This is a genomic window from Bacillus sp. FSL H8-0492 (assembly GCF_038006145.1).
Taxonomy (GTDB): Bacteria; Bacillota; Bacilli; order Bacillales; family Bacillaceae_G; genus Bacillus_A; species Bacillus_A mycoides.
In genome coordinates this window covers 2,613,207-2,635,409 of sequence record NZ_JBBOUP010000001.1, presented here as the reverse complement: position 1 = coordinate 2,635,409, position 22,203 = coordinate 2,613,207, and the positions used below count along the sequence as shown (strand labels likewise).

Here is a 22,203-nt window from a genome sequence, read left to right as displayed (position 1 = left end):
TCATATATTAATACATTATGAAAATCAGCTAATGTCATTTTAAGGATATTAGCTGATTTTTTACGTAGCAATGTATTAGTGAAAATAAAATTACTAAGCAATAATCAGGCATCTATCTTCAATAAGTTACGACAAATATATAAGATTTCAAGGATATAAAAACAGAAAATTAATAATATATTGACCTTTTAATAGTAAGTGCTATAAAATGAAAGCGATAACAAACGATTGCTTTAAAATGATTTCCCTGATCTTTTAGTATTTACAAATATAAAAAGGAATAAACAAATCTATTTTTTTGAGTTTTAATGCAAACGTTTTCGTAAGGGTTGTTTCCATCTTATATTTGATTTTCGTATAAAAGATCATTGAAATACATACGTAAAAATAGCCAATATGGAGGTGAAGTAAAAGAGATTCCTAGATTAATTTAAACCGTGTTTCGTAGTATGAGCATAATAAATTGTTCGTAATATTTAAAGAAAGGGTGTATGGGGTGCAAATTACAAAAAAATTAATTAACAAATCGTTTTTATTACTTACCATAATCGTTATGTTATCATCTGTTTTCTCTTTTCAGAGTGTGAAGGCAGTTTCAAATTCGAAAACAACTGAAGTTATCATTCATTACAAAGAGAAATCTGGAAATACAAAAGACTGGAATCTTTGGGTATGGGGAGAAAATGCAAACGGTAAATCTTATGAATTTACTGGTGAAGATGAATTTGGAAAATACGCTAAGATAAAAATAGATGGTGACTATAATCGTGTAGGGTTTATAGTTCGTACCAATGAATGGGAAAAAGATGGAGGTGATCACTGGGTTGAAAATATAAGGGATGGTCGTGCTGAAGTATGGATCCTTTCGGGTGATGAAAAAGTATATGATTCTAAGCCTTCTTCGGATCTCTCAATTCAAAAAGCTACTATTGATAGTTTTAATGAAATTACTGTAACGACTAATGTTCCGTTTAATAGTAAGGAACAGAAAATTGAAATTGAAGGCGTTAAAATTAAGGGAATTAGTCCTTATGATAAAAATAGTGGAGATATTACTAATAAGGTGAAAATAATTACGGAACAGAAAATTGATTTAAAACAAACATACAAAGTTAAAATAGCAAACTTAGCTGATGCGAATACTGAAATCGGTAAAGTCATTCGTAGCGAGGAATTTGATAATTTATTTTATTATGGTGGTAATGATTTAGGGAATATATATACTCCGCAACATACAAAGTTCCGTTTATGGGCTCCTACTGCGAGTGAAGCGAAGTTAGTTACATATAAAAAATGGAGCGATAAAATAGGTACTGAAATAAACATGAAACAAGGTGAAAAGGGAACTTGGAAAGCAGAACTTAAAGGGAACCAAAAAGGTCTCTTTTATACGTATAAGGTGAAAATTGGGGATAAGTGGACTGAAGCGGTTGATCCGTATGTGCGTGCTGCTTCTGTAAATGGAGATAAAGGTGCAGTTGTTGATTTAGAAGAAACAAATCCGAAAAAATGGAAAGCAAACAAAAAACCGAAATTTAAAAATCCGGAAGATGCTATTATTTATGAATTGCATGTACGCGATCTTTCCATCCAACCTGAAAGTGGTATTAAGCAAAAAGGAAAATATTTAGGTGTAACAGAAAAAGGAACAAAAGGGCCTGAAGGTGTAAAAACAGGACTTGATCATATGAAAGATCTTGGTGTTACTCACGTTCAGTTTTTACCGATATTTGATTATGCTTCAGTAAATGAAGAGAATTTAAATGAACCACAATATAACTGGGGATATGACCCGAAAAATTTCAACGTCCCAGAGGGCTCCTATTCTACAAATCCTTTTGAGCCAACTGTTCGAATAACTGAATTAAAGCAAATGATTCAAACATTGCATGATAATAATCTTCGTGTTGTGATGGACGTAGTATATAACCATATGTATAATGCCGCTGAATCAAATTTTCATAAGTTAGTTCCAGGTTACTATTATCGTTACAATGAAGACGGAACATTAGCAAATGGAACTGGAGTAGGGAATGATACCGCTTCAGAACGAAAGATGATGAGGAAATTTATGGTAGATCCCGTCACATACTGGGCAAAAGAATACAATTTAGATGGGTTCCGTTTTGATTTAATGGGTATTCATGATTATGAAACGATGAATGAGATACGTAAAGCTGTTAATCAAATTGATCCTTCTATTATTCTGCATGGAGAAGGCTGGGATTTAAATACACCTCTTGCAGCTGAGTTGAAAGCAAATCAAAAAAATGCGGAGAAAATGAATGGAATTGCTCATTTTAACGATAATATACGTGATGGATTGAAAGGGAGTGTATTTGAGGAGAAAGAAAATGGCTTTGTAAATGGAAAGCAAAACATGGAAGACCGTATTAAAAAAGGCATTACAGCCGGTATTGACTATGATACAAATTCGTCTACTTATCAAGATCCGGAGCAGGTGCTAACTTATGTGGAAGCACATGACAATCATACTTTATGGGATAAACTTGAGTTGACTAATTCAGGTGACAGTGAAGAAATGCGAAAACAAATGCATAAATTATCTTCTTCTATTTTATTAACATCACAAGGTATTCCATTCTTACATGCAGGACAAGAGTTTATGCGCACAAAATATGGTGATCATAATAGTTACAAATCTCCTGATTCTATTAACCAGATGGATTGGTTACGCCGTGCAGCATTTAATAATGAAGTAGAGTATATGAAGGGCTTAATAGATTTACGCAAAAAATACCCAGCTTTTCGTATGACTTCTGCAGAGCAAATTAAAAAGTATGTAGCTTTTATCGATGTTCCCAAAAATGTTATAGCTTATACAATAGATGGAAAGGGAAGTGGGAATAAAAACGAATACTTTATGGTGGCTCACAATGCAAATAGGGAAGCCGTTGACATAACACTTCCATCGAAAGGTCCATGGAAAGTGCTAGTAAACGAGAATCAGGCGGGAAGTAAAACACTTTACGTTGTCCATGACAATAAAATTAAAGTTCCTGCATTAAGTTCACTAGTTTTAAAAACAGAGAAACCGATTAAATAAATGAAAAAAGCGAAGTGACGGTTATTTTCACTTCGCTTTTAAAGTTAAATTAGCATAATTTCACATACTGTAATTATATTACAATTTAATAAAAGAAATAAACAAAAAGAGAAGAACTCACCAAGGTTCTTCTCTTTTTTATGTGTAATTAGGGTATCCATAACTGTAGATATGGATGGTGTAAATTAATGGATGAATAATTTACTCTTAAAATTATAACAGAACAATTAAAGATTTTTATATGTAATATTGCATATAAAGGGTAAACAACAATAATTTCTTTTCATAAAAATAAGCCCCTGGTGAAAATGATGAGTACCCCTTTTCCATATGAAATGAACTTGGTATAAAATGAAAGATTACAAGTATAAGATTCTATACTTAGTAATCCCTCACTTTAAGGTATGTCTTTGGGGAAGTGAGGGGAGTTCAATCGATTCTGAATAAAATTGATAGTATCAGTTGCAATTTTTTTACGTTTAAGAACAATCCCGGCATGTCCACATGTATAAATATATCTTGTAGGTCTTTCCCAGGATTCCCACAAATAGTCCGTATCCTCAGAGTGCACATATAGATCGTGCTTACCTGAAATTAATAAAATATTTTCTTTTTTTACTTTTGGTAACGCTTGACTCGGTTCAGTGATTTTCCAATAATCTATTAATTCATCATACGTTACACCATGGTGTTCCAAGTCTCCTCTAATAAATCTACCTGGATTTGTCTTCCAAATTGAATAAGAAAGTCGATTTGCGTAGAAAATGGATGCTAATACATCAATTTCTGGTTCAACAAGAGATGTTAGGTTAGTAATAACCCCACCTAAACTGATTCCTATTAGAATCAGGGGACCATTTTTATTTGCTTTAATCCATTTGATCAAAGTTCGTAAATCAGCTACCGCTTGTCTGGTTGCTTGTACAGTTCGTTCAATATTGGCACTTACCATGTACTCTCCACTAAATAAGGATTGGTTGGGTTTTCTTTCAAAATGATATGGTAGAGTGAAATAATACATATTCCACCTCAAGTTGGTCATATGGTCGTGGAATATTTTTTTTACACGTTCGTTAGAATCCATTCTCCAACCATGAACAAAGATGACATGAGGCGCATTTTCATTTTTATGTAAGAATAATTCTCCAGTTACAGAATCGTTGCGTGAATCATCAGATTGAACCGAGCTTTTATATTTGAATTGTCCAACCATGTATTCCTTTTCCTGTTTTGAATGCTTAATGTTAAAATGAATATCAGATGGTTTTACTTTATAAAAAAATTCTATGTCCTTTATATCTAGTGAGGTGTTAGAAAGAGAAGTATACTGAAACTCTACACTTCTTTTTTTGTGCAAATCATACAAGGCATATCGATCAATGAGTTTTGAAAAAATCAAATTAACCTCCTCCAAAATACATATTGTTTAAAACATAGACAAAATTTATGTTTTATTTATGCTGTAAATTAATTATAAAACATTCTCTTTTCCTAATATTAGGTGCTTAAATTACAAAAACAGGTAATAAATTTGCATAGTATATTATAAAGCTAGCAATAAAATAAAACCATAAATAATTTATACTAAAATCTAAAAAGTAAGTTAATATTCTCATTCATATAAGAGAACATTAACCTGCTTATTTTCGTATCAAAAGGTATACTATAAGGTTATACTAATTTTGAGTTTTAATTAAGTTATTATCTTTATAAAATTTCCCACCTCTGAAAAAGACCACACAGTTCACTCTGGTGGTCTTTTTTCTTGCTTTATTTATATTCCTCTACCAAATTAGACCCTCGTTAATTAAAAACAATTTCTGTGCTACATTATGTTGTTCGTAATTAAAAGGGGTGTTTTCATTAGAAGATGGTATGTATATATTAAAATATTGGATGACCGCTGATTTTTCCTTTCCAGGTCTAGGAAAAAAATCGAGTTGAAAAAAGATGAGCTAAAGTGTAAAATTACACTAAATGACACATAAGTTACTTTTTTAAAAGGAGGAGAGAAAGTGAATAAGGAGATTATAACTGAACTCATTTCAACGAAAATAAAGTTAATTCGTACTGAAAAAGGGTATACGCAGGATGAAATGGCTGAAGTTCTCGGCATTTCAAAGAAAACACTTGTTCAAATCGAGAAGGGAAGATCTAAAACGGGTTGGACCAATACCGTTGCTATTTGTGCATTATTTAGGGATAGTGAGGTTTTACAGTCCACTCTAGGAGATGATCCGTTAGTAGTAATCGAAACAATAGCCCATAAATGTATTAACAACTTCAAAGAAAAAACATTGGGGGGAAAAGTCTGGTGGAAACAAATTCAAGAAAAAGGGGACTTTCGCTTACAACAAAATCTGATTAGTAAGCATTATCGTATTTTAGACAAACATGATTACCGTTGGTTTAATTCGTTTGATTTAGAAAAAGCACTAGATCAACTTGATAAATTAACAGGGGATCCGGAAAATTAAATAATTTCTTAAAACTGAAGATATACCTACATTAGAAGGGTTCTCCTTTTCTTTGGGCTTACAGTAATGATTACACATAGAATAAATTTGTTACTCAATTAATTTGCTGTACGTTGGAATGTGTGGAAACACCACTCATGTTCTTAAACGGACTATGTTATGCAATTAAAAAGTCTTATTGTTCCTATGAAGTAGGATGCATAGCTTTTTTCTATTCTTATGTATCATTTCACAATTGTTGAAATACAACTTATCAACTAGGAGAAAATTATATATGATCATCTTGAGCTTTCTTTGGATTTACTTTATGCCCATTTTCTGGTTATGTGGATTTATTGGTGGGATTTATTTAATTATTGCAGGGATTGAAAATCGTAAATTACTCGTAAGTGTAATGGGATTACTTAGTCTTTCCCTTGTCGTACTACCTTTTGTGTGTTGGGGTATGGGGATTGATGCAGAATATCTTCTTTCACCCGTCCCATACTTTACCCTATTCCCTTTAAGTGGGTTATTAGCAGGATTCAATGGACTACAAGCAAAAATTAAGAGCATACGCAATATGGGATTTATTATTTTTATTACTGGAATATTAGGGGCTTTTTTCTATTATTTAATGTCTGTACCTGATTCAGTTTATATCTATTAGTTATTTTGGTTACGAAAACTCAATAAGTGTTTTTCAAACTATGAAACTATATTATTAATAAGTTAAGGAATCTATTTATAATAAAAAAGATGTTAAAAAGTTATACATTTTTATCTTTAGTAATCGGTTTATTACTCTGTAATTTTCGCATAAAAAGAACAAAAATAACATATAGCATGATGTTTAGTTTATTGCTATTAACATCATGTGATATATCAAATGATGAAATTGAACAAAAATCACAAAATTATACAAAATCGGAATATGGTTTTTCTGTTAAACTAAACCAAGTTGAAATACCTGACCAAGGTAAGGATTTTTCAGGCCCAGACACACGAATAGCTTTTGTGCAGCAAGTAGATGAACCATATTTGCAATTTCAATTATATTTCGATGGACGAATCTCTCCAAAAGTAAATAATGATAACTATAAAATAAAAAAAGAAGCGAATGATTTACAAGAAAAATTCAATACGTATTATGAAGGAAAAGGGAATAGCAATATATTTACGCTTGATCAAATGCAGACGGGAGAAGTTGTTTTCGATAAAAAGTATGAGAAAGAAATAGTAAAGAAACATCCTAAGTTTTATGCTACAGCAGTTTTTAGAAGTAATATTTTTTTGGATTTAAACAATCCTGCACATATGAAAAAATTAGCGGAGCTTGCAAGAAGTATTCAGGAATTTAATAAAACAATTGAAAATAATAAGAGTAGTGTGGAAGACATAACGATTCAGCTGCCAAATGCTAATAAGAGTTTATTACAAAATATTGCAGTAGATTATGTATTAACGGCTGAAGAGGCAAAAAGGGCCTTTGAGAAAAAGGATGATTATATGAAAGCTTTACAGCTTACAAAGTGAAAAAGGAAATCATTTTGATTTCCTTTTTTATATTCTATTCATATACAAGGAGATCATTGATAAATGAATTGGGTTTTTATATCTCAAAAGGTACACCTTTTGAAGTGACGTGATTTCTATGAAAGACAATGTGTCAATTTGTATATCTTATACAGTGATAGTTACCATAATTTTCGAAGCCGATAGTCAATTAACCTTACAATATACGTCTTTCTGGTATATAAATAGCTATATTCATTAGAGAAAGAGTTTTAATCCTTCATGAGAATCTTTAAACCCTAATTTCTTATAAAATTGCAAAGCTTCTTGTCGTTCTTTATCTGTTGTTAACTGTACTAAATGACACCCCCGTAATTTAGCACGTTGAATAGCCCATTTAATAAGTTTACTTCCTATACCTTTACCACGTTTTGATGAGGCTGTCCGTACACCCTCAATTGTAGCTCTCCAACCCCCTTGACGTGCAATGTGAGGCGTAAATGTAATTTGTTGAAGACCAATAATCTCTGTCCCATCACATGCTACAATCAACTCGTTATTTGGATCACAATCAATAGCATGAAATGCTCTTATATAACTATCAGGAAGTGGTGTTTCATAGCGTTCTCTTTTATTTCCTAAAACATCATCAGCAAGCATTTTTACAATTTCATCTAAATCATCTACCGTTGCAATCCTAAATATTATAGTTTCTGTCACTATCAAAAAACCTCCTTAATGTATGCACTTGTTACTTTTATTTTACTTGTTTAAATACAATAGGTTAAATTATAAAATATTATGAGTCTCTATAACTTTTTCTTATAGATAGCATAAAAGCCTAACTTATAAAATTATAATTTAGGCTTTTTAACACAATATTATTATTAGAGAATCCGACCAACTTCAAAAACCTCCATATTCTTTAATGAATTTTCATATTTAACAAGCACACATAGAACCATTCAAATAGGGTGGTTTTTATTTGTTGTATAGAAATTACGTAATAAGCATGGATTTGTATGCTCTCATTCAATGCTATCTAAAGCCATAACTTCCTTGCCAATATTCAAAAACGATTACGTTTTTGAATATGTGTTCCGGTCTTTCTTGACCAGGTCAATGAATAACTACACATAAACTCCTTATATCTCTAGATAAACTACCGATTAGCTCCATATAGACTCTAGATAACCTATATAGAATATAAGTTATCAAGGAGGTAAGAAAAAATGAATTTTATGAAACGCGCAATTCTCAGTATGAAAAAAAGAGTAGGAACATCATTAATTTTGATGGCAGTCTTCCTAATTGTTACAAATTTAGTGTTGGCAGGATTCACAATCCAAAATGCATCAAAAAAAGCTGCTGATGAAGCAAGAAAAAAACTAGGTGCAGATGTTACTTTAGGTCTTGATTTTGACAAATTAGGTCAACAAGCTAGAGAAACTGGAGAGATGCCTAAGCCGCCGCAGCTCAACACAAAAGAAGCAGATCAATTAGCGAAGTCAAAGTATGTAAAAGACTATAATTACATAACCAATACTTTCGGAATTTCTGATGGACTTAAACTAGTAGGAGCTTCAGAAGGAGAAGAAGAAGGAAAAGGTAAAGTGGGAATGGCGGCTGTACGAGGCGGTTCAAGCTCCGGTACAGAAATAGATATGAATTCTTCTTTTATGATTGAGGGAGTTCGCAAAACTGCATTACAAGAAAGCTTTAAGAATGGAAAAAGTAAAATCATTGATGGGAAACCAATTACAGAACAGATGAAAGATCAGAATGTAGCTTTAATGGAAAAACGTTTAGCGGAATTAAACAATTTGAAAGTAGGAGACAAAGTTAAAGTGCAATCAGGGGATAAGAAGGAAACCCTGGAGGTTGAAATTATCGGTATTTACGAAACGAATGAGCAAGCCATGGGTCAACAGGCCCCTCCTATAATGGATCCAGCTAATAAACTATATATGCCGCATTCAACTATGAAAAAATTAGAAGTAGATCAAGGTATAAGTAGCATTCAAGTCGTGTATTTCTTGAAAGATCCACAAAACATTGAAGCATTTAAAAAAGAAGCAAAAAAATCTGATATTGATTTTAATTATTATAAATTAGATGCACATGACTCGTTGTACAAACAAATGATTGGTCCTATCGACAATATCTCTTCTACTTCTCAAATGATTATTTATATTGTATCGATTGCAGGGGCGATTATATTAGGGTTAATCATTATGTTATCGATTAAAGCACGTCGTAAGGAAATGGGGATTCTATTGTCCATTGGAGAGAAAAAGTGGAAACTGATGGCGCAGTTCGTAGTAGAAGTAGTATGTATCGCTATTTTAGCATTTGGATTATCCATAACGACAGGAGCTAAAGTTTCTCAATATATAGGGGATAATTTACTTTCGAGTGAAATTGCTACAGCAAGCGAAGAAACAGACACCCCACAAAATGGTACTGTAATGATGTCTGGACCTGGTGGTACTCTACAAAACCAAAAAGAAGATCCAATTGATAAAATTGATGTAAGTGTAACAGGAGAAGATGTAGGGAAAATGGGGGGGATCGGACTAGCTATTGCTATATTAGCAACGCTTCTTCCAGCATTATCTATTCTACGCCTGAATCCAAAACAAATTCTTTTAAAAGATGAATAAGGAGGCTCGATATGGAAACGATTTTACAATTTAAAAACTTAGATTATTATTATGAAAGTAACGGAAAAAAAGTAGCGATACTAGACAATGTTAACTTTTCTTTTCAAAAAGGACATTTCTACACGATTCTAGGACCATCTGGATCTGGTAAAACCACTACTCTTAGCTTAGGCTGTGGGCTAGATATACCTAAAAATGGTTATGTACTGTTTAATGGAAAGGATATTCGAAAAATTGGTTTAGATCGGTACCGTAATCAAAATGTATCGGTAATTTTCCAATCTTATAATTTGATTACCTATATGACTGCTCTTCAAAATGTCCTAACAGCAATGGAAATTACAGGTGTTAAAGTGCAAAATAAAACGGCAAGGGCATTAGAATTATTAGAGAAGGTAGGACTCACAGAAGTAGAAGCGAAACGAAACGTCCTGCAACTAAGTGGTGGGCAACAACAACGTGTAGCAATTGCTCGAGCGTTATCTTGTAATGTTGATTTACTGATTGCGGATGAGCCGACAGGAAACCTCGACGAAGAAACGGCAATGGATATAATAGAACTGTTTCAAGAACTTGCACATAAAGAAAATAAATGCATTATTGTTGTGACGCACTCACAGGAAGTTGCTAAAAAATCAGATCGTGCAGTTTATTTAAGTAAGAAGAAGTTGGTAGTAAACGAAATCTAATATAAACATCCTAGCTTTTTAATTCACATAATTTTCGAAAATCAGTTTCTTCAAATGTTTTTATTTGATATATAATAAAGCCAAGCCATAATCAAAATGGTCTCCCTGCTTTGAATGTTAAGATAGTTTGTTGTTCCCTTTTTAACAATATTTGAAAAAGAACTTGTAGCATATTCTACAAGTTCTTTTTGTTATGATCGGTTAAATATATCATTGAGGAATTACATATGAAAAACGGGACATTACCTAGATGTAAGATCTAAATACTGTCCCGTTTAACTGTTTATCTGTATAGTTATTGAAGAATCAAACCTACAATCATAATTAAACTAAATACTATCATCCAACCAAACGCACAATAGCCAAAAATTCTAATCCATTTAGGTAATTGATTCATGTTAACTTTATTTGTGGGAACTCCTTGCATAGAAAACATCATTTTTTGATCTCTATCCCTATTATTTTGTTGTTCATACATAATATCATCACCCTTCTAGAACGATTGTGTATAGATCAGCCTGAAGATAACTAAGCATAGAATATTCGACAATTATAGTGAGTTAATCTGTTTTCCAGTGCTGCATACTAAATTTCAAAAAACTAAAATTTGATTACTCAAAAGCTATATATACTAAAGTATTTGCTCATTTAAAACATAGTAAACCTTTTAACAAGCGATGCTTATTATTTGGTATTGAATAATTTAAATACATTCAATAATACTTCTTAGCGTATAGATACGTATATGTCTTTCAAACTATATGTGCCGTAAAGTAGGAGCAGCTTACATTCATGACTATTATTATTTATTCGTTACTTTTAAAACATCTAACACTATTTTAGTTGCTTCTGCAATAAGTTTATCATCGTATTTCGCATCCTCTTTAGCATGATTAGAAAGTATCGCAAGAACAATTGGCTTTTTATTTGGTGGCCAAATGATTGCGATATCATTCCTTGTTCCATAAGACCCAGAGCCGGTCTTATCGGCTACTTCCCATTCTCCTGGAACTCCAGCACGAATTAAGTTGTCCCCCGTAGTATTTCTTTTCATCAAATCTATTAAAAAGTTCCGTTTCTCAACTGAAAGTATATCGCCTAGCGCGTATGCTTGAAGACTAGTAGCTAATGCCTTTGGGGTACTAGTATCACGAGTGTCTCCTGGCTGCACTTCGTTTAATTCTGGTTCAAAACGTTCAGGATTTGTGACAGTATCTCCTATTTCTCTCAGTGATTTTTTGAATTCACTTGGCCCACCTAATTGTTTAAGAATAAGATTTTGTGCAGTATTATCGCTATATCGAATGGAAGCATCCGCAAGCTCTTTCAGAGTCATACCTGTATCTACATATTTTTCAGTAATTGGATTGTAATTTACAAGATCTTTGCTAGTATACTTAATTCTTTGATCTAAATCTTCTATTGATTTCTTTTGTAACAGTGCTCCAACAGCAAGGGCTTTGTGGGTAGATGCGTATGCAAACCGTTCATCTGAACGATAAGTAACGGTTTGATTCGTACCTGTGTCTAATGCATAAATACCAAGTTTAGCATCATATTCTTTTTCCAGCTTTACAAAAGAATGATTACTTGTATTTTCTTGTTTGGTTTGTTTCGGTGGTGCGGATTGAATATTACTATTGGAACAGCCTATAAGCGTTACACATGAAAGTAATACTACAGGTAACATCTTTTTATAATGCGAAATGTGAAAAAACTTCTTTGAAACTATCATACATTTTCAACCTCTTTCAAGAATTTATGGATTTTGTATAGGTATTTTACATATCGATACAATTAATAAATGTACAGGATAGCACTCATTTTGTGTTTCTTGCATTACAAAATGAGAGAACTACCAAAAGCACCTTTTTTATACGTAATAGACAATCTAAGTAACACATTTGTTCCATTTATGATTAAGGTTTTGAATATATCCATTAATTTTATTTATAAGAATCACAAAATCCACCTTTTTTGCACGCCACTTAATTTAATGTGGATTTAGATTGAGTTTACCTCGTAATGGGAATTTCAATTGGATTACGCATATATAACAACCTCGTTCCGGACAGAATAAGTAATAACAACTACTGATTTCATTTTAAGTGAGGTGTTATACGATACATACGACAAAGCAAAAAAGACTTGTGGTGCAAAGTATAACTACATTTAGTCTACTAATAACGACTATCTTTACACCCATGCTTATTTACATTGTTTATGGATTACAGATTTCGAAAGGCTTTGAGGGATACTGGCCATCAATCCTGTTTTATACAACTTATATGACGGGTGTGTTTATCTGGATACCTATTGTGAATAAGGCTGGGATTCACCGCTCCTTATATTGGACTGTTTCTATTCTGATAGTATCATTACTTAGTGTTACTTTCTTTGGATGGAGTTCAAGATGGCTAGAAATAAGTGCGTTATTTTCTGGTTTTGCAGTTAGTACAATTTCTACCATGACGAGTACTTTATTGTTTCTACATGTGGAAGGCGGGGGAAAGGTTTATAATAAAAATCAACAAGCGATTATTATTGGTATCGTTTTTCTTTTACTAATAATCGTATTGTTAGCGATTAGTTTTTTATCGCCGCCGCTGATAACATGCATATATGGGATTTGTTTAATCAGTATCCTTTTTGCTATAAAAAAAATGCCGAGAACAGAGTTAGCCAAAGGGCTTTTACCTATCTCCATCGTATCGGTTGTAGGAAAGTTTCTTTTTGTCTCAATGCTTATTCTTTTGATTCGAACAAGTCGTAACATAAATAATGAACAATATATTTTTTATTTTTTTCTACTTTCTATAGCGCTTATTTGTTTCATGTTTTTGAGTTTGTTGAAAGGAAAGTTCTTTCATAAACTTTCATCTTCTTTACCAATTCGCTTAAAGGCAGAATCATTTTTACTTGGATTAGGAAATGGATATTTATTTTTGATGGGTATTTTTTATAGTTTTACTTTCTATAACATGTTAACCTGTATTTTCATTGTAGTTGGACCATACCTATTAGGGATTTTGATGTCCATATTTTTAGATATCAAAGCTGCTAAGAAAGTTAATCCAATCCATTTGTTTTTAGTAAGTACTTTAATCATGATATTCGGGTTTTATTCTCCAATATTTATAGTCCTTAGCGTTACATTTGGGAGCTATGCCATTAATAGTATTTCTTCTCAAAATAATATGAAAGTATATATGGTGAATGCTACACATAGAGAGCTTTCTTTACTTATTTACACAACATGGAGAAATATGGGGAATATATTTTTACAATTTTTTATATTGATTGTGATTGTGGGAGTAGGGGTGTTTTACGATGTCGAATGGTCGCAACTTTTCCAAACAATTGTTGGGAAGGGTCAAATGCAGATTGAAGGGTTATCCGTACAACGATTGATGTTTATGTTAGCAATTTGCTGTTGGCTTGGCATGGTGGGCTTAGGTATGTGGATTGGTAAAAAAGCTAATCCCAATATTGCTTAAAAAGTAACTCGAAAAATATCAATACTAAAACTACAAAAACAAACAAACTCGTCCTACTAAGAGGGGAGTTTGTTTGTTTTTTGTTTAGATAATGGAATGTTCATGCTAAATTGTACACTACGTTCCATATTCTTTATAGAATACTTTATATCTAACGTTTCAAGAATTTGTTTAACAATATATAACCCCAAACCACTTCCTCCAGTATTTCGATTCCTTGATTTTTCAATTCGATAAAATGGTTTGAAAATTTGTTGTATATTCTCTTCTTTAATATTGACACCTGTATTCATAATTTGCATTTTGATTTGACCTTGTTTAGAATCCTCACTTAACTTTATATAGACTTTTTCATTATGTGGTGAATACATAACTGCATTATGGATAATATTTTTACATGCTTTTTCAAAAAGAACACGATCTGTATAAACAGAAAGATCAGAATCAATTTCTTTTATTATTTGGATGCTTTTTTGAGAAGCAAAAAATTCGAGATCTTTTGTGATTGTATCTATTAACTTCGAAAGATTAACTTCTTCTACTTTTAGTTTAAAGGTGTGTTGTTCTAATTTTGACATGCTTAAAATTTCACGAACTAATTGTTCCATACTTTCAATAATTTGATGATTTTTCTTTAAATATTGATCACGATTTTGATAAGGGCCAATATTGTATATCATCCCTTCTAAGTATCCTTTCATTACAGTAAGAGGGGTCTTTAATTCATGTGCTACAATCGCAAAAAACTCTCTGCGTTTTGTTTCTATTTCTCGTTCTTTTTCAATATCATTTTTTAATTGTTGATTTGCTTTTTTTAAATCAAACATAGCTTGTTGTAAGTTAATAGACATGTCATTCAAACTATTAGATAATTCTCCTAACTCATCTGTAGAGCGAACCTCAATTTTTTCGGAGAAATCTAAATTTGCCATCTTTTGTGCACCCTCATTAATATAAATAAGTGGTTTTGTAATAAACCTGGAATAGAAATAAGCACTCCCTACACCAATTATGAGTACAATGATACTAATATAGGGGAGAAAGCGTACTAAAACCTGTGAAGCTTCATCAATTGGTTGAAATGTAGCAAAGACTATAAGCGTTAAACTACCATCTTGGAATTGAATTGGTTTCGTAACGTTATATGAATTGCTAAGGGTACCTGCATTCTCGAACCGTGTGGCTCTAGTAACTACTGTTGTTTGCGAACCATTTTGAGTAAAAGAAAATGAAGGAGAGTATTTAATTATTCCCTCATTATTTTGAAGATAAAGCATCGCATTATTTTTTTTTGCATATTCATCAAAAAGTGGTATCGCATCTTGAAACATAAGATCTTTAGATTTATCAATGATTTCTTTTATCCCTGTTTGAAGTTGATCTGTTTTGTATTGCTCATAAAACGTAGGGAGAAAGAAGTATAAAGTTAAATAAATCAATACTGCAAAGGATAACAAAATGAGAGAGGTAGTCATAAAGAGTTTATAAGTAATTTGCTTCATCTTCATGATTTTCACAATACTATTCATCAATTTTATAACCAATACCCTTTATTGTTTTAATATAAGGGATAGCTAACTTTTTACGTAGGTTTTTAATATGTGTATCAATTATTCGTGTTTCTCCAAAATAATCGTACCCCCAAACTTTTTCTACGATATTTTCTCTTGTGAGTACTTTTCTCTCATTTTGAAATAGTAGTTGTAGAATTTCAAACTCTTTTGTCGTTAATAAAATTTCAACGTCATTTACATATACTCTATATGCATCAACATCGATACGCACTTCTTTAAATACCAAATGATTATTTACATTTTTATCATAACTTCTTCTAAGTACAGCTTCGACTCGTCTAATCAAAACATGAAACGAAAAGGGTTTTGTTATATAATCATCGATTCCAAGATCGAACCCTTTCATTTGATCTTCCTCTTCTTCCAATGCAGTTAGCATAATAATTGGTACGTTTGACTGACTTCGAATCATCTTGGATACTTCAAATCCATTAAGATTGGGCATCATTACATCTAGAAGAATTAAATCAAAGGATTGCTTATTAAATTGTGTCATACCCTCTAATCCATCTGATGCGACTACAACTGTATACTGTTGTGTCATTAAAAATTGTTTAATTAATTCCTGAATTTCTTGATCGTCTTCTACCACGAGAATATGATAGTTTTTCATAATATCACCTCTGGTAGTCATTATAGCCGTACTATCTGGAGTTTATGTGGAGATACAGTAGGAAACTTCATAGGACGTTTAACGTATTAACTCCATTTTCAAGATTGTGTATTCTCCGTAAAAAAGGATTATTACCCATATTCCTTTTTTATGGAGAAATATTTGTGTGCTTGAAAAAACTTATCATATAAAAAGCTGAACGATTAATATTTACAAAAAACTAATGTATAATAATGTAAATTGCATGTAGTTTTTTTTTACTGTTTGAAAATATACTTTCGATACTTTACTAGAATGGGAAAGGGAGATGAATTTAAATATAAAAGAAGCCAGCGAAATTCTAGAGCGTACGCCACAAACTTTGTAGTTTTTTTGCTAATTTAGTAAAGGCCTAAGGTGCGAACAAGGGATTATTTAAATCATGTGAGAAAGGTTGTGAAATTATTTGAGGGGTTATAAAGCTATGCTGTTTGATTTAGATGATACGTTACTCGATAGGGATAAGGCAGTAGATAACTTGTTTTTATTAGTTTTAGAGAAGTGCTATGAGGATGTTAGTGATACAGTCAAAAACAATATGTTACAGAAATTCAAAGAATATGATAAAAGAGAATATGGCATTAATGATAAAACAATAGTTTTAGAATCATTATTTGATGAATTCGCGCCGAAATATAGATTGCCACGCAATTATATCCAAGATTTTTGGAATGAAAACTTTCCTAAATGTTTTTCAATTGACCAAAATACTATTCTTTTCTTAAATCATATAAAGAGGCACTTTAAAGTTGGAATTATTACAAATGGCTCAACTCAGAGGCAAAAAGCTAAAATAATGAATACGGGTTTAAATGAGTATTTTGATACGATTATTATTTCTGAAGAAGTGAGATTTAGTAAACCTGATAAACGTATATTCGAACTAGCATTAAATAAGCTAAATGTACAATCAGAAGATGTACTATTTGTTGGAGATGACTTAGAAAAGGATATTGCTGGTTGTCAAAATGCAAATATAAAGGGCATATGGTTCAATCCTAATATGATTAAGAATAATACCGACACTAAACCACATGCCGAGATTACTTCTTTTGATAATTTATTAAGTTATTGTGGAGAGATAAATTTTCAAAAATAGTAAAAAGATAGAGTACCCTTAATTTCATTGACCGTATGAGAAGCTTTAAAACAATATTTATTTACGATGAAATAGAGGTTATTGAGCCAGGGGCAAATCATTTATGTGTGTTAATGAAGATCTACACAGCGTGTTTAATATATACTTTATAAATTATAGAGGGGTGAGACTATGGAAATAAAGAAAGTAGTAATTGGCGGAATAAATATTGCCGTCGTCAGAAACGATACAGTATTAATATCCGACGTTCAATCTGCATTAGATCTCATGGCAACAGTTCAATATGAAGTGGATTCAAAGCGGATTGCTATCAATAAATCATTAATAAGTGAAAGCTTCTTTGACTTAAAAACACGGCTTGCGGGTGATATTCTTCAAAAGTTTATAAACTACAGAGTAAAGATTGCTATTATTGGAGATTTCTCTATGTATACGAGTAAAAGCTTAAAGGATTTTATTTATGAATGTAATAAAGGTAAGGATATTTTTTTATTAGCAACTGAGCAACAAGCAATTGAAAAATTAAGCTCATTGAAATAAAGATATAAAATGTAATTCGAAAGAGGCATCCGTGAAGGTGCCTCTTATTTGTATTTTTATATAAATATGTTTTTCAAATTTAAATTTTGTACCGGTACAGTAACTGCAAATGTACATTGTTACTATATCCCTTCAAATTTACAATCAGCATATATTATTTTAATTTATAACTTATTAAGGGGTGCTGAATATGACAAAGTTACAAGATCAACTTTTCACAAGATTAAACCTTGAAAAACGTACTGAAATAAAATTTGAAGAATTAAGTACAATACTCTTTGCATTTGCCCACACAATCCCGTTTGAGAATTTAAATGTAATAGCAAGTAATGCGAATACAATTTCTATGAAAAACTTACAAGAGAAAATTTTAACTAGTTCTCGAGGTGGGCTTTGTTATGAATTAAATACTCTTTTTTACTATTTTTTAAAAGATAGTGGTTATGATGTACAACTCGCACTAGGTACCGTATATAAAAATGATATAAACGCTTGGGCATTTGAAGATGGGCATATAACAATTATTTTAAATTACGAAAACGTAAGGTACTTAATTGATGTAGGTATTGCTTCATTAGTACCTCTTGTGCCAGTACCGTTTACTGGCGAACTTGTTTCTTCTAAAAACGGTTCGTATCGAGTAAGAAAAAAAGATACGAGTAAAGGAAACTATGTTCTAGAAAGAATAGATGTTGATGGAGAATGGAAAGTTTGTCATGCTTTTTATAAACATATTATTGATGAGACAGTAGTAAACGATGTTCAAAGAAGAGTGATAGAAGATGAGAAATCTCTTTTCAATAAAGGACCCATTGCAGTAAAGTTGACGAACTTTGGCCATGTCTCATTAACGAATACTATTTTAACTGAAATTATTTATGGAGAAAAAACGAAGCGTGAAATTACAGAAAATCAATATAAAGAGCTTTTATATACTTTATTTGCTATTGAGTTGTGAATATAAAAATAGCCGGTTCTTATTCAGAATCGGCTATTTTTATTATTTTTGGTTTAAATGGTTTTCGTCTAATATGTTTCGGAAACTGCGGTATAGTTAACGTTTTTAACGTTTCCTCAGCTTCTTCATATGTATGAAAGACTGGCTCTTTTCCATTATCTCCTTGCAAAACTAGCCCTTCATCTCGGATTACATACGGCATAAAACCACTCCTTATAGTAAAAAATTATGATCTATTGAAACAGAATGATACGATTTCAAGTTTAATTTTCTTAATAGATATAATACACTAGAACAGTATAAAGAAGTATATAAAATGAATATTGGATGCAAAGGAAGATTATAATGTCAGTTATTGATAAATTGAAACTAAATAAGTATACAAATATGGTCGTAATTAACGAACCAAGTGATTATGACATTTTCACAGGTAAAGAAACCTCATTTTCAAAAGAACATGATGCTATTTTTATTTTTGTTGAAACACTTGATGAAATGGTGAAACAAACGAATTTTATTATTAGTAATGAAGAATTACTAATTGAAAAAGGTTACGTGTTTTTCGCATATCCGAAAAAAGGTAATGCTCGTTACAGTACGTTTATTCACCGTGATGAGATGTTTCCGGCATTAAACGTTGGAGATGATGGATATGTGGGGGAAAGCGAAATTAAATTTGCGCGAATGGTAAGTATGGATGATGTCTTTACAGTTGTAGGTTTAAAACGTGAAAAGAAAAAAGCGAAGAAAACACCTGCAGCGAGTCAATGTGTTGCTGATTATGCAGACCGTATTCAAGATGTTGAAGCATTATTGGCTAATCATCCAGCTGAACTTAAGTTTTATCAAAGTTTAACTCCTGGTTATCAAAAAGATTGGGCACGTAATTTATTTTCTGTGAAACAAGAAAAAACACGCGATAAACGTCTTGAGAAAATGATTGAAATCCTTTCACAAGGCTATAAAACAATTGAATTATTCCGTAAGAAGAAAAAATAATGATTAGGAACGTCACAATGATGCAACAATTAATTACGTTGAGCACATTGAAAAAAGGATTCCTTTCAGTATACTAAAGTATGTTCTTATATTTAAATAATTAGCAAAAGAGAAAAGGTGTTTGAAATGAAATCGTATATTGTAGTTGGATCTGGAATTTTAGGGGCATCTACTGCCTATCATCTTGCTAAGGCTGGTGCGAAGGTTACTATTGTAGATCGTCAAGATTTAGGTCAAGCAACTGATGCAGCAGCAGGTATTGTCTGTCCGTGGCTGTCGCAACGTCGTAATAAAGCATGGTATAAAATCGTTAAAGGCGGTGCACGTTACTATTCTTCGTTAATTCAGCAATTAGAAGAAGACGGTGAAACGGATACAGGTTACAACCGTGTAGGTGCAATTAGTTTACATACTGATGAGAAAAAACTAGATCAAATGGAAGAGCGAGCGTATAAACGCCGTGAAGATGCACCGGAGATTGGTGAAATCACTCGCTTATCAGCTGAAGAAACGAAAAAGTTATTCCCAGCATTATCGGAAGAATATAGTTCTGTTCATATTAGTGGCGCTGCACGAGTAAATGGAAGATTATTACGCAACGCATTAATAAGCGCTGCGAAAAAACATGGTGCAACTTTCATAAAAGGTGATGCAGTATTAGTCCGTGAAGGGAATCATATTACGGGAGTTAAAGTAAATGACGAAACAATTGTAGCGGAAAAGGTAATGGTAACTGCAGGCGCATGGGCGAACGAAATCTTGAATCCATTAGGAATTAATTTCTTAGTTACGTTCCAAAAAGGACAAATTGTTCATTTGCAAATGGAAAATACAGCAACAGAAAATATGCCAGTTGTAATGCCGCCGAACGATCAATATATTTTAACATTTGACAATGGCCATGTCGTAATTGGTGCAACGCATGAGAATGATACTGGTTTCGATCACCGTGTAACAGCTGGTGGTTTACATGAAGTATTCCATAAAGCGTTAACAGTAGCGCCTGGTTTAGAAGATGGTACAATACTTGAAACTAGAGTTGGATTCAGGCCGTTTACGCCAGGATTCTTACCTGTTATTGGCCCACTCCCTAATTTTGAAGGCATACTCATTGCAAACGGATTAGGTGCTTCAGGATTAACAGCAGGTCCATACTTAGGATCAGAACTTGCGAAACTTGCGTTAGGGCAACCGATTGAATTAGATTTAAATGATTATGATGTTGCTGGGGCAATGGAATAGTAATAAACAAAAAGATTAGGAGTGATTTCCTAATCTTTTTGTTATGTTATTTGGGCGTAACTAAGTATTTTGGGAGGTAGGAGTTCTTTTAAACAAGGGGTACCACCACATCGTTACCAAGCTAAGAAAATAGATAATCCACAAAACGAAAATTTTTTGCCCTTTATAGCAACGAAGTCCATTTTTATCGTTTGAGGTATTAGAGAAGAAAGATTGATTCGTTCAATATAGAGGCGAAAATACATATCAGAAATATAAACAATAGCCTCAAAAACTGGAGGCTATTCAATTTCACAATCTATTATGATTAATTACAATAGATAAGCTCTTTAAAGTCTGTCCCATCGCTGCATTCGTAAAATGATGAATAACATCAAAACCCTCAACTTGATGGATATTAGCGAACCGTTCCACAAATGAAATTAAAGCGATAGACGGGATCCCAATTAAAGTTTTTTAAACCTAATTGGACTTACCATTAAGAGAGCGAGGATTAATGTAATCCATGCATTGCTATATGAAAACAATCCCATACCGGCCAATGGTAATCCAGCAGCTGGAATAGGTAATCCCTTAAAATATCCAATGGTTGGTTTTACACTAAATTTAGCTAATCTTAAAGCACCCATCGTTGGGAAAAGGATAAATGCCAAAGAAGTTAAAATAGAAGGTGTTGCTATCGAATGAAATAAAAGTGCAGGAGCAACTCCGAAACTAACAATATCAGCTAAGGAATCCAATTGTACACCAAACTCACTGTTCACTTTTAATTTCCTCGCAATTCTTCCATCAAGGAGATCTAAAACAGCTGAAAAGAAAATGAAAATGGAGGCTACTTCCAAATAGTCACTCATATTCATGGTAATTGAAAAAACACCGCACAATAAATTTCCAATCGTAAATAAATTGGGTACAGCTTTTACTATTTGATTGAACAAGGTTGTCCCCCCTAAGTTGATCAAACTTCACGTTTATGTAGCATTTTCTATATATTCTTCCGTTATTCTTGAAAATATATGACCACTGTATGCTAAGTAAATTTCGGCAAGAGAAAAGACGATTTCCTGTACGTTATGTTGGTTTATAAACATGTTTGATCAAAGGTAAGTCTATTACTGCTGATTTACCTAATATAAAAAGCCTGTTTTTGAAAAAAAAGTTATCAAAATAGGCTTTAAACATATTTTATAGAATCACTTTTTATAAAATATGTTTGATTATTTTCGGTGCATTATATCTTCATATAGTCATA

Annotated in this window: 20 protein-coding genes; 12 read left to right on the top strand and 8 right to left on the bottom strand. The window is 32.2% G+C overall.

What is annotated here, in order from left to right; translation table 11 throughout:
• Positions 1–496 precede the first annotated feature (496 nt).
• Positions 497–3,067 carry a type I pullulanase gene (pulA, locus tag MHH66_RS13630; RefSeq protein WP_078185796.1) on the top strand — a complete coding sequence of 857 codons (2,571 nt, stop codon included), beginning with the start codon at positions 497–499 and terminating at the stop codon, positions 3,065–3,067.
• Positions 3,068–3,464: 397 nt separating this feature from the next.
• On the opposite strand, the gene MHH66_RS13625 is transcribed toward pulA, so the two are convergent.
• On the bottom strand, positions 3,465–4,466 hold the full coding sequence (locus MHH66_RS13625) for an alpha/beta hydrolase (RefSeq protein ID WP_078185795.1): 1,002 nt from the start codon (positions 4,464–4,466) through the stop codon (positions 3,465–3,467).
• A gap of 616 nt (positions 4,467–5,082) precedes the next feature.
• Between MHH66_RS13625 and MHH66_RS13620 the strand changes: the two genes are divergently transcribed.
• The 3 genes from MHH66_RS13620 (at position 5,083) to MHH66_RS13610 (ending at position 7,059) form a co-directional block, all read left to right on the top strand.
• Complete coding sequence (locus MHH66_RS13620; RefSeq protein WP_078185794.1) at positions 5,083–5,544, top strand: helix-turn-helix transcriptional regulator; 462 nt, start codon at positions 5,083–5,085, stop codon at positions 5,542–5,544.
• 274 nt (positions 5,545–5,818) lie between these two features.
• Entirely contained in the window at positions 5,819–6,193 is a 375-nt protein-coding gene (locus MHH66_RS13615; RefSeq protein ID WP_002110102.1) for a hypothetical protein, read from the top strand.
• Between the two features lie 149 nt (positions 6,194–6,342).
• On the top strand, positions 6,343–7,059 hold the full coding sequence (locus MHH66_RS13610; protein WP_078185800.1) for a hypothetical protein: 717 nt from the start codon (positions 6,343–6,345) through the stop codon (positions 7,057–7,059).
• 237 nt (positions 7,060–7,296) lie between these two features.
• Here the strand turns inward: MHH66_RS13610 and MHH66_RS13605 are convergent, their stop codons facing one another.
• The gene (locus tag MHH66_RS13605; RefSeq protein ID WP_078185793.1) at positions 7,297–7,758 is read right to left on the bottom strand and encodes a GNAT family N-acetyltransferase; all 462 of its coding nucleotides are present in this window, start codon (positions 7,756–7,758) and stop codon (positions 7,297–7,299) included.
• Between the two features lie 512 nt (positions 7,759–8,270).
• On the opposite strand from MHH66_RS13605, the gene MHH66_RS13600 reads away from it, so the two are divergent.
• Together MHH66_RS13600 and MHH66_RS13595 are read left to right on the top strand one after the other, a co-directional pair.
• Positions 8,271–9,701, top strand: a complete 1,431-nt coding sequence (locus MHH66_RS13600; RefSeq protein WP_078185792.1) for an ABC transporter permease — start codon at positions 8,271–8,273, stop codon at positions 9,699–9,701.
• Positions 9,702–9,712: 11 nt separating this feature from the next.
• On the top strand, positions 9,713–10,390 hold the full coding sequence (locus tag MHH66_RS13595; RefSeq protein WP_002200387.1) for an ABC transporter ATP-binding protein: 678 nt from the start codon (positions 9,713–9,715) through the stop codon (positions 10,388–10,390).
• Positions 10,391–10,685: 295 nt separating this feature from the next.
• On the opposite strand, the gene MHH66_RS13590 is transcribed toward MHH66_RS13595, so the two are convergent.
• Together MHH66_RS13590 and bla are read right to left on the bottom strand one after the other, a co-directional pair.
• A complete protein-coding gene (locus tag MHH66_RS13590; protein WP_002172101.1) occupies positions 10,686–10,868 on the bottom strand; it encodes a hypothetical protein in 183 nt (60 codons plus the stop codon).
• Positions 10,869–11,192: 324 nt separating this feature from the next.
• A complete protein-coding gene (gene bla / locus MHH66_RS13585) occupies positions 11,193–12,125 on the bottom strand; it encodes a class A beta-lactamase (RefSeq protein WP_078185791.1) in 933 nt (310 codons plus the stop codon).
• Between the two features lie 469 nt (positions 12,126–12,594).
• On the opposite strand from bla, the gene MHH66_RS13580 reads away from it, so the two are divergent.
• Positions 12,595–13,887, top strand: coding sequence for a hypothetical protein (locus MHH66_RS13580; RefSeq protein ID WP_002127575.1), 1,293 nt, complete (start codon positions 12,595–12,597; stop codon positions 13,885–13,887).
• A 56-nt stretch (positions 13,888–13,943) separates the two neighbouring features.
• Here the strand turns inward: MHH66_RS13580 and MHH66_RS13575 are convergent, their stop codons facing one another.
• Entirely contained in the window at positions 13,944–15,416 is a 1,473-nt protein-coding gene (locus MHH66_RS13575) for a sensor histidine kinase (RefSeq protein ID WP_078185790.1), read from the bottom strand.
• Complete coding sequence (locus MHH66_RS13570) at positions 15,409–16,074, bottom strand: response regulator transcription factor (RefSeq protein WP_000800741.1); 666 nt, start codon at positions 16,072–16,074, stop codon at positions 15,409–15,411. The genes MHH66_RS13575 and MHH66_RS13570 overlap by 8 nt, the downstream gene beginning before the upstream one ends.
• Before the next feature lie 463 nt (positions 16,075–16,537).
• Here MHH66_RS13570 and MHH66_RS13565 point away from each other — a divergent pair, with 463 nt between their 5' ends.
• The 3 genes from MHH66_RS13565 (at position 16,538) to MHH66_RS13555 (ending at position 18,710) form a co-directional block, all read left to right on the top strand.
• Entirely contained in the window at positions 16,538–17,212 is a 675-nt protein-coding gene (locus MHH66_RS13565) for an HAD family hydrolase (protein WP_078185789.1), read from the top strand.
• 171 nt (positions 17,213–17,383) lie between these two features.
• Positions 17,384–17,752 carry a DUF4180 domain-containing protein gene (locus MHH66_RS13560; RefSeq protein ID WP_002141909.1) on the top strand — a complete coding sequence of 123 codons (369 nt, stop codon included), beginning with the start codon at positions 17,384–17,386 and terminating at the stop codon, positions 17,750–17,752.
• 190 nt (positions 17,753–17,942) lie between these two features.
• On the top strand, positions 17,943–18,710 hold the full coding sequence (locus MHH66_RS13555; RefSeq protein WP_063219034.1) for an arylamine N-acetyltransferase family protein: 768 nt from the start codon (positions 17,943–17,945) through the stop codon (positions 18,708–18,710).
• A 19-nt stretch (positions 18,711–18,729) separates the two neighbouring features.
• On the opposite strand, the gene MHH66_RS13550 is transcribed toward MHH66_RS13555, so the two are convergent.
• Positions 18,730–18,912 carry a hypothetical protein gene (locus MHH66_RS13550; RefSeq protein WP_002013279.1) on the bottom strand — a complete coding sequence of 61 codons (183 nt, stop codon included), beginning with the start codon at positions 18,910–18,912 and terminating at the stop codon, positions 18,730–18,732.
• Between the two features lie 143 nt (positions 18,913–19,055).
• On the opposite strand from MHH66_RS13550, the gene MHH66_RS13545 reads away from it, so the two are divergent.
• Both MHH66_RS13545 and MHH66_RS13540 read left to right on the top strand, forming a co-directional pair.
• Positions 19,056–19,709 (top strand): YdeI/OmpD-associated family protein, encoded by a 654-nt coding sequence (locus MHH66_RS13545; RefSeq protein WP_002085348.1) that lies wholly within the window; start codon positions 19,056–19,058, stop codon positions 19,707–19,709.
• A 126-nt stretch (positions 19,710–19,835) separates the two neighbouring features.
• Positions 19,836–20,951 (top strand): NAD(P)/FAD-dependent oxidoreductase, encoded by a 1,116-nt coding sequence (locus MHH66_RS13540; protein ID WP_078185799.1) that lies wholly within the window; start codon positions 19,836–19,838, stop codon positions 20,949–20,951.
• A gap of 446 nt (positions 20,952–21,397) precedes the next feature.
• On the opposite strand, the gene pssA is transcribed toward MHH66_RS13540, so the two are convergent.
• Positions 21,398–21,889 carry a CDP-diacylglycerol--serine O-phosphatidyltransferase gene (gene pssA / locus MHH66_RS13535; protein ID WP_002085344.1) on the bottom strand — a complete coding sequence of 164 codons (492 nt, stop codon included), beginning with the start codon at positions 21,887–21,889 and terminating at the stop codon, positions 21,398–21,400.
• Between the last annotated feature and the right edge of the window lie 314 nt (positions 21,890–22,203).